The sequence below is a fragment of the Pantoea sp. NGS-ED-1003 genome, from assembly GCF_000738765.1.
GTDB lineage: Bacteria > Pseudomonadota > Gammaproteobacteria > Enterobacterales > Enterobacteriaceae > Pantoea > Pantoea septica.
The window spans coordinates 183095-195815 of the sequence record NZ_JPQA01000011.1 but is presented as its reverse complement, the minus strand read 5'-3'; the positions used below and the strand labels follow the sequence as shown (position 1 = coordinate 195815).

The window sequence follows — 12721 nt, the reverse complement described above, 5'->3', positions numbered from 1 at the left end:
TTGCATATCAATAATCTGTGCATGAAATTTAACCAGCCTCTAGATTATAAGGTTCAAAACGAACTACCTCTTCACCCAGCCAGCTGTTCAGTTCTTCAAATCGCTTTTGCAACGGCATCAGTTCGTTTCGCACAAACACTTTGCTGGCTTTCTCCACGTCACCGAACCCGCCGGTGTTGTTCGGGATAATGCCCATCATCTGCGGCGGCACCCTGTGCGCGGCCAGCATGTCATCCCGGCTCACATTCTTGATATTCAAAAACTCGTCTTTAGCCGCTACCTCTGACAGCGGGATGATCTGAATACCGTCCTTTTTACCGCTCGGCGAATACATGAACAGGTTGCGGAAATTGCCAGGGCCCTTCGTGCTTTTCATGGCTTTGCGCATGGCGTCCACATCTTCCTGATTCTGCGCGGGGTCAGTAACGTACATGATGTAACCCGCGTGGCTGCCGTTGAGGTAATACTTGCGGCGGAACAGCGTCGCCGACTCGTTCAGCAGCGTAGACGGGATGGCCGAAAGATATTCCGGCAGGCCGTAAACCTCCTGATTCAGATCCGGCTCCATCAGGTGGAACACGTTGCCCGGCGTGAACTTATAAGGTTGCGTGTTCAGGCCGTACTGCACAAACCAGTAGGTGTCGAGATCGGTTCCGCGCCGCGTAAACTTCGCCAGGGCAGGCTCCAGCCCAATCACCCCGCCGAGGCGGTTGGTACGCTTCTCCAGATACGTATTGCCGAACACCAGATAGTCCTGCACAAACCGGCTAAAAGCCTGCTGGCTCAGTAACGGGTGCGGGATAAACGAGCTGGTCAGGATGTTGCGCTTCACGTTGATCGGCGAGCTGTGATGCACGGCCGCGCGGAACGTGCGCGCCAGCCCGTCAAAGCTCACCGGCGGTTCATACCAGCGATCGTTTATGACGCACTCTACGTAGTCGAGCAGCTCGCGGCGGTCCAGTACCGGCACCGGGTCGCCGAAGGTAAAAGCTTCTGCCGCCGCGCCGCCGGTCATCTGCTGCTGCACAGGCTGGGTGCGCGTACGGTTCCTGCGTTTGCTCATCAGTAAATCTCCATAATGTTGCGGCTGTGGGCGGCTTCGCCCTGCAGCGGTTCGTTTGCCAGCGCGTGCATCGTCGCCCAGGCGAGATCGGCGTGGCTTGCCTCTTCGCTGCGGCTGGCTTCGTAGGTCGGGCGGTTGCCGCTGGCCGTGGTGGCGCGGCGGATGGCCATGAATGACTGCGCGATGTCGAGGTGCCCGGCGTCGAACTCCAGACGGCCGCTGCTGATGATGTCGTACGCCTTCAGCACCAGGGCGTTTTTCACGTTCGGGTTGTAGACAAATTCTTTCACCGCCGGGAAAAACATCTTCACGTTTTCATAGACACCGAGGCCGACGCCCGTGGAGTCGATGCCGATATAGGTGACGTTATACTGCTGCGTCAGCTTTTTGATGGACTCGGCCTGCGCGCGAAAGTCCATGCCCCGCCACTGGTGCCGTTCCAGAATGCGGAACTTACCGCCCGGCACGGCGGGCGGCGCGATAACCACGCATCCGGCGCTGTCGCCGTTCTGCGTGCCCTTCGCCGGGTCATAGCCGATCCAGACTTCGCGCCAGCCGAACGGGCGCAGCGCCAGCGCCTCGAAGTCGTTCCAGACTTCCCAGCTGTCTACCATGCACTTCTGCAGCAGCTGCAGCGGGAACACGGACGCCAGGTCGTCCACGAATTCGCACATCAGCAGGTTCTGATATTCCGGCGGGCTGTACTCCAGGCGCAGCTGCTCGAGGTCGAACAGGTTACAACCGCCGCGCACGGCGTCCTCAACCGTGACAATCTGGCGGAACTGGCCATCATCGCAGAAGCGGCCCGGCGACAGGTTGCCGTGGGTCAGGTCGATGTCCACGCGGTCCGCCTTAGCGCGCCCACGGTTGAAGAGCGCGCCGGACCAGAACGGATAGGCGCTGTGCGTCAGGCTGGACGGGGTGGAAAAGTAGGTCTGCCGCCATTTTTTGTGCAGGGCCATGCCGGACGCTACCTTGCGCAGCTCCTGAAACTTCGGGATCCAGAAATATTCATCCAGGTAGAGATTGCCGTGGTAGCTCTGCGCGGTGCGAGCATTGGTGCCGAGAAAGTACAGGCATGCGCCGTTGCTGAGCGTCATCGGGTCGCCTTTCAGCTCTACATCCACCTCTTTGGCGAACTCCATGATGTACTGCTTGAAGACGTGCGCCTGCGCCTTGCTGGCTGAGAGAAAAATCTGGTTGCGCCCGGTGGTCAGGGCATCGATCAGCGCCTCGCGGGCAAAATAAAACGTCGCGCCGATCTGACGGGATTTAAGCACGTTGCGGATGCGGTGCTTGTTGCCCGCATCCCACCACTGGCGCTGATAGCCGAACATCGAGCCGTGGAAAATCTCCTGCAGCTTCTCGATCTGTTCGTCGCTGAATACGTTTTTTTCCGGTGGCTTACGGGGGCCGCTGTTTCGGTTTGCCACCTTCGGGTTAAGGTCCGCCTCGTTCCCGCCGTTGCTGAACTTGCCGATGCGGGCGTGGCGCTCGGACTGGCGCGCCAGCAGGTCAATTTCCTTGTAGTCCTTCCCTTCTTTCGTCTCCTTCATAACCAGCTGACAGTAGCGCGCGGCGGTAGTGAGCTGCATCTGGTCAAGCGGGCCGTAGTCGTTCCACTTGTCGCGCTTCTTCCAGCTGTGAACGGTTGCGGGTTTCTCTCCCAGCATTTCAGCAATGCGGGCGATACGGTATCCCTGAAAGTACAGGAGCAAGGCCTGCCTGCGGGGATCGAGGTCTTCGGGGGCGAGTGTCGTTGTCATGGCCCCAAAATACGGCCCCGGCGGCCCCTTTTCCGCCGCCCCTTATTGTATGGTTTTCCGCACAATGGCCCCGCGTTGTTTCGATACCCCTCCCGCCGCAAACATAGAGCCTCAAAGCGATTTTTCACAACGGAGCCTGGCTCATGACAGTAACTGCAAAGCGTTTTCGGATCGGGGTGGAAGGTGCCACCACGGACGGGCGCGAAATTTCCCGCGAGTGGCTCGTGCAGATGGCCGCCGCGTACAACCCGCAGGTCTACACCGCGCTGATTAATCTGGAGCACATCAAGTCTTACGCCCCGGACAGCACCTTTAACCGCTACGGCTCGGTGAGCGCGCTGGTTGCGGAGGAAATCACCGACGGACCGCTGGCCGGGAAAATGGCGCTCTACGCCGACATCCTGCCAACGGATTCGCTCGTCGAGCTGGTCAAAAAGGGCCAGAAGCTTTTCACCTCCATGGAGGTCAGCACCAAATTTGCCGACACCGGCAAAGCCTACCTGGTCGGCCTGGCTGCCACGGACGATCCGGCGAGCCTCGGCACCGAAATGCTGGCGTTCAGCGCGTCGGCGGAAAAGAACCCGCTGGCAAACCGCAAACAGCACCCGGACAACCTTTTTACCGCCGCCACCGAAACCGTGATCGAGCTGGAAGAGGTGCCGGAGGAAAAGCCCGCCCTGTTTACCCGCATCAAGGCGATGTTTGCCAAACAAAAGCAGACCGACGATGACCGTTTCAGCGACGTGCATCAGGCGGTCGAGCTGATTGCCAGCGAGCAGCAGAACTATGGCACCCGCACCGACAGGACGCTGGGCGAGCAGGCCGAGCGCCTGAGCCAGCTGGAAAGCAGCCTGCAGTCGCAGCTGGATGATCTGTCGGCGCAGAAGGAAGCCTTTAACGAACTTAAAGAGCAGCTGGAGCGCGCAGACAGCCGCCCCGACTACCGCCAGCGCGCACCGGGCGGCGATGCGCCGGCCGCTCACCTGACCAACTGCTAAGGAGCAGTAGACCCCATGAAAAAACAGACCCGTTTCGCCTTTAACGCCTACCTGAGCCAGCTGGCGCGCATCTATTCCGTAGAGATTGCGGAGCTTTCCAGCAAGTTCAGCGTGGAGCCGTCCGTGGCGCAGACGCTGGAGGACACCATCCAGCAGAGCACCGCGTTTCTGACGCTGGTTAACGTTATCGCCGTATCCGAGCAGTCCGGCCAGCTGCTGGGCCTCGGCGTCGGCAGCACCATTGCAGGCACTACCGATACCAGCTCTAAGGACCGCGAGCCGACCGATCCAACGGCGATGACCGACACCGAGTACAAGTGCGAGCAGACCAACTTCGACACGGCCATTACCTACGCGAAGCTGGACATGTGGGCGAAGTTTCAGGACTTCCAGACCCGCATCCGCGACGCCATCGTGAAGCGCCAGGCGCTGGACCGCATCATGATCGGCTTCAACGGCGTGAAGCGTGCCAAAACCTCTAACCGCGCAGAGAACCCGCTGCTGCAGGACGTCAACAAAGGCTGGCTGCAGAAGCTGCGCGAAGACGCCCCGGACAACGTGATGGGTAGCACGACTAAAGACGGCGAAACCACCGCCGGATCGGTGAAGGTCGGCAAAGGCGGCGAATATCTCAACCTGGACGCGCTGGTCATGGATACGGTTAACGAGCTTATCGATCCCATCTTCCAGGACGATGACGAAATGGTGGTTATCTGTGGGCGTGAGCTGCTGTCTGACAAGTATTTCCCGCTGGTCAACAGTGAGCAGGCCAACACCGAAAAGCTGGCCGCCGATCTCATCATCAGCCAGAAACGCATGGGCGGCCTGCAGGCGGTGCGCGCGCCGTACTTCCCGGCGAACGCCCTGCTGATCACCCGTCTGGATAACCTGTCGATTTACTGGCAGGAGGACACCCGCCGCCGCTCGGTTATCGACAATCCGAAGCGCGACCGCATCGAGAACTACGAGTCGGTTAACGAAGCGTACGTGGTGGAGGACTACCGCTGCGCCGCGCTGATCGAAAACATCACCATCGGCGACTTTAGCGCGCCAGCTGATGCCGGTGCCGGAGCGTAAACCATGAGCCTGAGTCCCGCACGGCAGCACCGCCTGCGCGTTCAGGCTGAGCAGGCCGCCCGTACGGGCGGCTCTGCCCGGCACGCGAACGGCTACGAGCTGATGCTAATGCAGCTGGGTGAAGACCGCCGCCGCCTCAAAGGCATTCAGTCCAACGTAAAAAAAGCCGAAATCAAGGTGGAAGTGCTGCCGAAATATGCCGCCTGGGTAGACGGCGTGCTGGCCGCCGACGGCGCGCAGCAGGATGACGTGCTGATGTACGCGATGCTGTGGCGCATTGACGCCGGGGATTATGCCGGGGCGCTGGCCGTTGGCCGCCATGCACTTAAGCACGGCTGGTCTATGCCGCAGGGGTTTAACCGCAACGTGCAGACCCTGCTGGCTGAAGAGATGGCCGACGCCGCTAAAAATGCCCTGATGGCAGAAAGCGACTTTGATCCTGCCCTGCTGATGCAGACGCTGGAGGCAACCGACGGGCTGGATATGCCGGACCAGTCGCGCGCCCGCCTGCACAAGTCCATCGGCTACGTGCTCACCGGCAGCCAGCCCCAGATGGCCCTGAATCACCTTAAGCAGGCGCTGCAGCTCGACGAGCGCTGCGGCGTGAAAAAAGACATTGAGCAGCTGGAGCGGAAAATCCGCAACGCCAGCTGATAACCGGACGTGCCCACGCGCGGGGCGGCACGGGGTGGCGACAGGCTGAGCCTAATCAAAACCCCGTCCACCGCCCAACCTTTTCAGGAGTATCAAGGCTATGGAATTCGTAGCGCCGCAGAAGGCGACGGGAACGCCGGAAATTATCCCTAACAACTCGTTCTGGCCGGACGTCGATCTGGCGCAGTTTCGCAGCGTAATGCGCGTAGACGGCACCGTTACGCCGGAGCGCTTAAAGCAGGTGGTGCTCACCGCGATGGCGGAGGTCAATACCGAGCTTTATTCATGGCGGGAGCGGCAGGAGCTGCGCGGGTTTAACACCCTGGCCGACGTGCCAGCGGAGAAGCTGGCCGGTGAGAGCGTGCGACTGCATCACTACGTTAACGCGGTGTGGTGCTGGACCCGTGCGGTGCTTAACGAGCGCTATCAGGACTTTGACGCGACCGCCGCTGCGGCGAAGCGCGGCGAAGAGCTGGCCGACACGACCGGCGACCTGTGGCGGGACGCGCGCTGGGCCATCAGCCGCGTGCAGAGCCTGCCGCACAGCACCGTGGAGCTTATCTGATGAAAGTGCGTGCGCAGCAGTACGACACGGTAGACGCGATCTGCTGGCGTCACTACGGGCGCACGCAGGGCATGACCGAGCAGGTTATACGGGCGAATCCGGGGCTGTCTGAGCATGGCCCCATCCTGCCGCACGGGCTGGAACTGGAATTGCCGGACGTGACGACGACGGCAACCGTGCAGGCCGTCCAGCTTTGGGACTGAACTATGTGGGAACGCATTCGCGCCGGGATCGTCTGGTTTATCGCCGTGGGTATGGCGTGGCTGGGCGACATGTCGCTGAAAGACATTTCAACCGTGGCTGGCCTGCTTATCGGCATTCTGATGGCGGTGATCAGCTGGTACTACAAACGCAAAACCTATCTGTTGCTGGCAAGCGGGCGCATCACGCGGGAGGAATATGAATCTGCAAACCGTTAAGCGCTGCGCCGTGGGCGTGGTACTGGCGCTGGCCGCCACGCTGCCCGGCTTTCAGCAGCTGCACACCTCCGTGGAGGGGCTGAAGCTCATCGCGGACTATGAGGGCTGCCGCCTGCAGCCGTACCAGTGCAGCGCCGGCGTCTGGACCGACGGGATCGGCAACACGCGCGGCGTGGTGCCGGGGAAAACCATCACCGAGCGGCAGGCGGCGGGCAACTTCATCACAAACGTGTTACGCGTCGAGGCGGCACTGGCGCGCTGCGTGGAGGTATCAATGCCGCAGCAGGTTTATGACGCGCTGGTGTCGCTGGCGTTCAACGTCGGCACCGGCAACGCCTGCGGCTCGACCATGGTAGCGCTGCTGAAACAGGGGCGATGGCGTGAGGCCTGCGGACAGCTGCCGCGCTGGGTTTACGTCAAAGGCGTATTTAATCAGGGGCTGGAGAACCGCCGCCAGCGTGAAATGGCGTGGTGTCTCAGGGGCGCGGGCGCATGAGGCGGGTGCTGCTGGCAGCAGCGCTTGCCCTTCTCATGCTGGCCGCGCTCGGCGTGCAGTCATGGCGGCTCAGCAATGCGCACCACACCATCAGCACGCAGCAGGCGGCGATTGCGGAACAGGGCAAAAAGCTGTCGCAGAAGAACGGCCAGCTGATCGCCCTGAACATTCTTACGCAGACGAACAGCCAGGCGCAGACGCAGCTTTATGCCGCCGCCGAGCAAAACGGCAGACTGCTGCGCGACCGGCAACGCACCATTGAGGAGCTTAAACGTGAAAATGAAGACCTGCGCCGCTGGGCTGATTCCCCTCTGCCTGATCCTGTTGTCCGGCTGCGCCAGCGACCGGCCCTCACCGGAGGTGAATCTTACCGTGAGTGGCTGTCCCAAAATCACCCGCTGCCAGCTGGACCCGGCCGCGCCGCGCAGTAACGGCGATCTGAACGCCCTGCTGGATGAAACCGAGGCCGCCTGGGCGGCGTGCGCGGATAAGGTCGATACCATCATCAGCTGTCAGGAAAAAGACGATGAACAAGCCGCAGTCCTTGCGAAACGCCCTGAATAAAGCCGTGCCCTACGTGGCGGACAATCCCGACCGGCTGCACCTGTTCGTGGATAACGGTGCGCTGGTTGCCACGTCCGCCGCGTCGATTTCATGGGAATACCGCTACACCCTGAACGTGGTGATTACCGACTTTACCGGCGACCAGAACCTGCTGATGGCCCCGGTAATGTTCTGGCTGCGGGAAAATCAGCCGGACGCCCTGCAGAACCCCGGCGAGCGGGAAAAGCTCTTTACCTTTGAGGCCGACATCCTCGGCAATGACCGTTGCGACATCAGCATGAACCTGAAGCTGACCGAGCGGGTGCTGGCGCGGGAGGTGGACGGGAAAATGACCATTGAGGCCGTGCCGGAGCCGGACGTGCCGGAGGAGTTCTGGACGACGCGCCATGGCTGAACTGCATGAGGTTGACGCCTGGCTGGATTCGCTGCTGGCGCAGCTTGAACCGTCGGCCAGAAAAAGGATGCTGCGCGAGGTCGCGCGCGACGTGCGCCGCATTCAGCAGGCGAACATCACAGCGCAGCGCGCCCCGGACGGCACCGCATGGGAACCCCGCCGCGCCACGGCCCGCACGAAGCCGGGCCGGATCCGGCGCAAGATGTTTGCGAAGCTCAAAACCACAAAATACCTGAAGGCGCAGGCCAGCGCCGATCAGGCCGAAATAGCCTTTGCGCCTGCCGTGCAGAAGCTGGCCCGCGTGCATCACTACGGCCTTCGCGACCGGGTAAACCGGCGCGGCACGATGGTTAAATATGCGGAGCGCCCGCTGCTGGGCGTAAATGACGAGGTTGAAAGCTCAGTGCGCGACACCCTGCTGCGCTGGCTGACAGAGTAGCCGCCCGTCGTTGTGCCATACCTCAGACAATGCCGGGCAGATGCCCGGCCCCTGCCTTAGTGACACTCTCAGACCATGAACGAAAAACTGACCGAAATCATGCGCCTTATCACCAACCTGATCCGCACCGGCACCGTGTCCGAGGTGGACCCGGTGAACTGGCTGTGCCGGGTGAAAACGGGCGACATCGAAACCAACTGGATTAACTGGCTCACCACGCGCGCCGGTAACACCCGCACATGGTGGAAACCCACCGTCGGCGAGCAGGTTGTGCTGCTGAGCCTGGGCGGCAACCTCGAAACCGCGTTTGCGCTGCCCGCCATCTATTCCGACGCCTTTCCGCCGCCGGACTACTCAGAAAACGGCGCGACAACCGTGTTTCAGGACGGCGGCTGGTTTCAGTACGAGCCGGAAACCGGCCAGCTGCTGATAAAGAACATCAAAAGCATGCGCATAGAGGCGGCCGACGGGATCCAGCTCATCACTGAGCAGTTTGGCGTGGACGCTGACCAGACCCGGATCAACAGCGAAACCGTGATGAACGGTGCGGTGACGCAGGGCGGCGGCGGCATGAGTTCAAACGGCGTCGTGGTGGATGCCCATCAGCACGGCGGCGTGAAGTCCGGCAGCGATATGTCAGGAGGGCCGCAATGATGTATCTCGGCATGAACCGCGACACCGGCGAGGCGATCACCGACATCGACCATATCCGCCAGAGCGTGCGCGACATCCTGATGACGCCAGAAGGCAGCCGACTGCAGCGCCGGGAATACGGCTCGCTGCTGTCGGTGCTGATTGACCAGCCACAAAACGACGTGATCCGCCTGCAGGTGATGGCGGCGGTGTATACCGCGCTCAGCCGCTGGGAGCCGCGTATCAGGCTGAACACCGTCAACATTACCAGCGCCTTCGACGGCTCAATGGTGGTTGAACTGACCGGCCAGCGGGATGACGGCTCGCCGGTTGCCATGTCTGTTTCAACGGGGGTGAACAGTGGCAGTAATTGACCTTTCCCAGCTGCCCGCGCCTGAAGTGATTGAGGTGCCGGACTTTGAAACCCTGCTGGCCGAGCGCAAAGAGGCGCTGATCGCGCTCTACCCGACGGAGGAGCAGGCGGCGGTGCGCCGCGTGCTGGCACTGGAGTCCGATCCGATGGTGAAGACGCTACAGGAAAGCACCTACCGGGAAATCCTGCTGCGCCAGCGCATCAACGAGGCGGCGCAGGCGGTCATGGTGGCGTACGCGCTCGGCAGCGATCTGGACCAGCTGGCCGCAAACCATAACGTGCAGCGCCTGACCGTGACCCCGGCTGACCCTGACGCGGTGCCGCCGGTCGATGCCGTGATGGAAACCGACGATGCCCTGCGCGTGCGCGTGCCGGAGGCGTTTGAGGGGCTGAGCGTGGCCGGGCCGACGGCGGCCTATGAGTTTCACGCAAAGAGCGCGGACGGCCGCGTCCAGGACGTATCGGCAACCAGCCCGTCACCGGCCAGCGTGCTGATAACCGTCCTGAGCCGCGAAGGCAATGGCGAAGCGCCGGCGGATTTGCTGGCTACAGTGAACACCGCGCTGAACGCGGAAACGGTGCGGCCCGTAGCGGACCGCGTCACCGTGCAGGGCGCGACCATTCATGACTACAGCGTGAAGGCAAAGCTGCACCTGTTTGATGGCGTGGCGGCTGGCCCCTGCCTGGAGGCGGCAAACGCGCAGCTGGCCGCTTACCTCACCGAGCAGAAAAAGCTGGGCCGCAGCGTGCGCCGCGAGTCCTACGGGGCGGTGCTGCGCGTGCCCGGCGTGGACTGGGTGGAAATGATCGAACCGGCTGCGGACATCATCCTGGACCGTACGGCGGCGGGTAACTGCACCGGCACGGACATTTCGGTGGCGGCTGACGAGGTGCTGACATGAGCAACAGCAGCCTGATGCCGTCCGGCTCGTCCGCGCTGGAGCGCCGCCTGGCGGAAGCCTGCAGCGGCATTACCGGCCTGAACGTGCCCCTGCGCGACCTGTGGAACCCGGCAACCTGCCCGGTCAGCTTTCTGCCGTATCTCGCCTGGGCGTTTTCGGTGGACCGATGGGACGAAGGCTGGGCGGAAAGTGTCAAGCGACAGGTGGTGCTCGATGCGTTTTATATTCATCAGCACAAGGGAACCATCAGCGCTATCCGGCGCGTGGTGGAGCCGTTCGGGTTCCTGATCCGCGTTATTGAGTGGTGGAAAACCGGCGAAGCGCCCGGCACGTTTCGCCTGGACATCGGCGTGCAGGACCAGGGCATTACGGAAGAAACCTATCACGAGCTGGAGCGGCTCATCAGTGACGCCAAACCCTGCAGCCGTCACCTGCTGGGCATGTCTATCAACCTGCAGGTGAGCGGCGAAACGCGTATAGCCGCCGCGAGCTATGACGGTGACGATCTCTCGATTTACCCGTACACCCCGGAAATTCTTTCCGTCAGCGGCCCGACGTATGCGGGCGCGGCGGTTCACGTTATCGACCTGATGGAAGTCGGACAATGACACAAAAATTTTATGCAATCGTGACCAACCTCGGCGCAGCCAAAATTGCCAACGCCGCCGCGCTCGGCACAAAGCTGAATATCACGCAGATGGCCGTGGGCGACGGCGGCGGCACGCTGCCCACGCCGAACGCCAGCCAGACAAAGCTGGTAAACGAGGTGCGCCGGGCAGCCATCAACACGCTGAGCATCGATCCGGCCAACGCCAGCCAGGTGATAGCCGAGCAGGTGATCCCCGAAACGGAGGGCGGATTCTGGATCCGGGAAATGGGCCTGTTTGATGCCGACGGAACGCTGATAGCGGTCTGTAATACGCCGGAAACCTACAAGCCCGCCCTGCAGGAGGGCAGCGGACGCACGCAGACCGTGCGGATGCTCATCATCGTCAACAGCACCGACGCCATCACCCTGAAGATTGACCCCTCCGTGGTGCTGGCTACCCGTAAATATGTTGATGACAACATTCTGACGGTCAGGCAGTACGCGGATCAGCTTCTGGCAGACCATGTAGCAGCTGCCAATCCGCATAATCAGTATCCGTTAATCAAGAACGCCCTGAAGGAAATGGCTGATGCCGGTTTACTGCCGGACGTTCTCAAAAACCTCGGTTTAGGCGAAGCCGCGAAACGCGCCGTCGGCGCTGGCGTAAACCAGATACCGGACATGTCCACTTTCACCTTTTCCCGAAACGGGCAAAACGGCTGGGATGCGTTACCCAACGGTATGATCAGGCAGTTTGGAACAGCGACGCTGGCCCCCGTGGGCAACTTTAATAAGCAGACGATTGGCGGCGTTGATTATTACACCCACTATTACCGCGTCGCTTTTCCGAGGCAGTACCTGAATGCGCAGGTTTCCACGAATGCCACGCTTGCCAGCCCGGCCTACACGGTGCAGGGGTCAATGGCAGGTCGAACGCTGGCTATTCATCGTGATACCGATACCGGTAGCGACGTGTCAAAAACGCGATTTACCGTGGCGTACACAACGTCCGTTCTCGGCGAAGCGCCGACCGTTCATTTTGAATCAATAGGGTACTGATATGAAAAACATGCTTTTTAGTCCGGGCGCGGTTGGTTTTTTCCTTCAAGACATGAACGCCCCAGCTGATGCTGTTGAAGTATCGGCTGCGGTAGAGGCGTTTTTACGGCAGGCAATTATATGGGGCGCGGAAGAGTTTCATTTTTCAGGGCGATCTGTATCTGTGGCATATCCCGCTCACCTGAAGGAATACGCCACAGATAACAATGCGCCTACGCAATACCCGGAGACGCAAACCACTTAATTCTAAGGGGAAATAAATTCAAGCCATCTTGCAGACTGCAATCAAGAAAGTACCGGCCAGTCTATATCTGGCCCGTCTTCAGGATTTATTGCTGCCACTGCGTCTATATAATCAAGGGCCGCATTGAGCTTTACGCTTTCTGTTTCGGTGAGCTTTCTTCCGGCCTGCAGTTTGAGCTGAATAACGCTCACTGACAGCATGGCGGCATCTGTCAGAGCCTGCTTTTTTTGCTGTACCGTGGCGATCATTTCATCATGTGACGGTGGCGGAATGTCTACCCATGCAGGCAGCCCGTCGGATACTCCTACAGTTTTACCGGCAGGAGGTGTCCGGTTAAATTCTTCGTAAACTTCATCAGAGATTGCCGTGTAATTTTTCGGCCATGTTCCAGCATTTTCATAATCTGTTTTATCGGAGATACGATAAAAAGCGTTTAGCACCGGAGGGCTGTATTTATCGTTAACGGCTGAGAAAATGTAATTCATG

Annotated in this window: 20 protein-coding genes; 17 read left to right on the top strand and 3 right to left on the bottom strand. The window is 60.6% G+C overall.

Features of this window, described 5'->3' with window-relative positions; all coding sequences use genetic code 11:
• Positions 1-28: 28 nt before the first annotated feature.
• Together JS46_RS20500 and JS46_RS20495 are read right to left on the bottom strand one after the other, a co-directional pair.
• Positions 29-1063 carry a phage portal protein gene (locus JS46_RS20500; RefSeq protein ID WP_033755226.1) on the bottom strand — a complete coding sequence of 345 codons (1035 nt, stop codon included), beginning with the start codon at positions 1061-1063 and terminating at the stop codon, positions 29-31.
• On the bottom strand, positions 1063-2829 hold the full coding sequence (locus tag JS46_RS20495; protein WP_033755223.1) for a terminase ATPase subunit family protein: 1767 nt from the start codon (positions 2827-2829) through the stop codon (positions 1063-1065). The genes JS46_RS20500 and JS46_RS20495 overlap by 1 nt, the downstream gene beginning before the upstream one ends.
• Positions 2830-2972: 143 nt before the next feature.
• Between JS46_RS20495 and JS46_RS20490 the strand changes: the two genes are divergently transcribed.
• From JS46_RS20490 to JS46_RS20415, 17 genes are all read left to right on the top strand, one after another.
• Positions 2973-3827 (top strand): GPO family capsid scaffolding protein, encoded by an 855-nt coding sequence (locus JS46_RS20490; protein ID WP_033755222.1) that lies wholly within the window; start codon positions 2973-2975, stop codon positions 3825-3827.
• Between the two features lie 15 nt (positions 3828-3842).
• A complete protein-coding gene (locus JS46_RS20485) occupies positions 3843-4904 on the top strand; it encodes a phage major capsid protein, P2 family (protein WP_033755220.1) in 1062 nt (353 codons plus the stop codon).
• A 3-nt stretch (positions 4905-4907) separates the two neighbouring features.
• A complete protein-coding gene (locus tag JS46_RS20480) occupies positions 4908-5558 on the top strand; it encodes a terminase endonuclease subunit (RefSeq protein ID WP_033755217.1) in 651 nt (216 codons plus the stop codon).
• 100 nt (positions 5559-5658) lie between these two features.
• On the top strand, positions 5659-6123 hold the full coding sequence (locus JS46_RS20475) for a head completion/stabilization protein (RefSeq protein WP_033755214.1): 465 nt from the start codon (positions 5659-5661) through the stop codon (positions 6121-6123).
• The gene (locus JS46_RS20470) at positions 6123-6326 is read left to right on the top strand and encodes a tail protein X (RefSeq protein WP_033755211.1); all 204 of its coding nucleotides are present in this window, start codon (positions 6123-6125) and stop codon (positions 6324-6326) included. Before JS46_RS20475 ends, JS46_RS20470 begins: the two co-directional genes overlap by 1 nt.
• Before the next feature lie 3 nt (positions 6327-6329).
• Positions 6330-6542: an HP1 family phage holin gene (locus JS46_RS20465; RefSeq protein ID WP_033755208.1), complete on the top strand. Its 213-nt coding sequence runs from the start codon at positions 6330-6332 to the stop codon at positions 6540-6542.
• A complete protein-coding gene (locus JS46_RS20460; RefSeq protein ID WP_033755206.1) occupies positions 6523-7038 on the top strand; it encodes a lysozyme in 516 nt (171 codons plus the stop codon). Before JS46_RS20465 ends, JS46_RS20460 begins: the two co-directional genes overlap by 20 nt.
• Positions 7035-7469, top strand: coding sequence for an Rz-like lysis system protein LysB (gene lysB, locus JS46_RS20455; RefSeq protein ID WP_033755203.1), 435 nt, complete (start codon positions 7035-7037; stop codon positions 7467-7469). Before JS46_RS20460 ends, lysB begins: the two co-directional genes overlap by 4 nt.
• Positions 7363-7602 (top strand): Rz1-like lysis system protein LysC, encoded by a 240-nt coding sequence (lysC, locus tag JS46_RS24680; protein ID WP_233215846.1) that lies wholly within the window; start codon positions 7363-7365, stop codon positions 7600-7602. The genes lysB and lysC overlap by 107 nt, the downstream gene beginning before the upstream one ends.
• Positions 7565-7996, top strand: a complete 432-nt coding sequence (locus JS46_RS20450; RefSeq protein ID WP_033755201.1) for a phage tail protein — start codon at positions 7565-7567, stop codon at positions 7994-7996. The genes lysC and JS46_RS20450 overlap by 38 nt, the downstream gene beginning before the upstream one ends.
• A complete protein-coding gene (locus tag JS46_RS20445) occupies positions 7989-8435 on the top strand; it encodes a phage virion morphogenesis protein (protein WP_033755198.1) in 447 nt (148 codons plus the stop codon). Before JS46_RS20450 ends, JS46_RS20445 begins: the two co-directional genes overlap by 8 nt.
• 75 nt (positions 8436-8510) lie before the next feature.
• Positions 8511-9089: a phage baseplate assembly protein V gene (locus JS46_RS20440; RefSeq protein WP_033755195.1), complete on the top strand. Its 579-nt coding sequence runs from the start codon at positions 8511-8513 to the stop codon at positions 9087-9089.
• Positions 9086-9442, top strand: coding sequence for a GPW/gp25 family protein (locus JS46_RS20435; protein ID WP_033755193.1), 357 nt, complete (start codon positions 9086-9088; stop codon positions 9440-9442). Before JS46_RS20440 ends, JS46_RS20435 begins: the two co-directional genes overlap by 4 nt.
• On the top strand, positions 9429-10343 hold the full coding sequence (locus JS46_RS20430; protein WP_033755192.1) for a baseplate J/gp47 family protein: 915 nt from the start codon (positions 9429-9431) through the stop codon (positions 10341-10343). Before JS46_RS20435 ends, JS46_RS20430 begins: the two co-directional genes overlap by 14 nt.
• Positions 10340-10951, top strand: a complete 612-nt coding sequence (locus JS46_RS20425; protein ID WP_033755190.1) for a phage tail protein I — start codon at positions 10340-10342, stop codon at positions 10949-10951. Before JS46_RS20430 ends, JS46_RS20425 begins: the two co-directional genes overlap by 4 nt.
• The gene (locus JS46_RS24675) at positions 10948-11991 is read left to right on the top strand and encodes a phage tail protein (RefSeq protein ID WP_235213022.1); all 1044 of its coding nucleotides are present in this window, start codon (positions 10948-10950) and stop codon (positions 11989-11991) included. Before JS46_RS20425 ends, JS46_RS24675 begins: the two co-directional genes overlap by 4 nt.
• Position 11992: 1 nt before the next feature.
• Positions 11993-12235, top strand: a complete 243-nt coding sequence (locus JS46_RS20415; protein WP_033755187.1) for a hypothetical protein — start codon at positions 11993-11995, stop codon at positions 12233-12235.
• A 41-nt stretch (positions 12236-12276) separates the two neighbouring features.
• Here the strand turns inward: JS46_RS20415 and JS46_RS23620 are convergent, their stop codons facing one another.
• Positions 12277-12720, bottom strand: a complete 444-nt coding sequence (locus JS46_RS23620) for a tail fiber assembly protein (protein ID WP_072010468.1) — start codon at positions 12718-12720, stop codon at positions 12277-12279.
• Position 12721 lies beyond the last annotated feature (1 nt).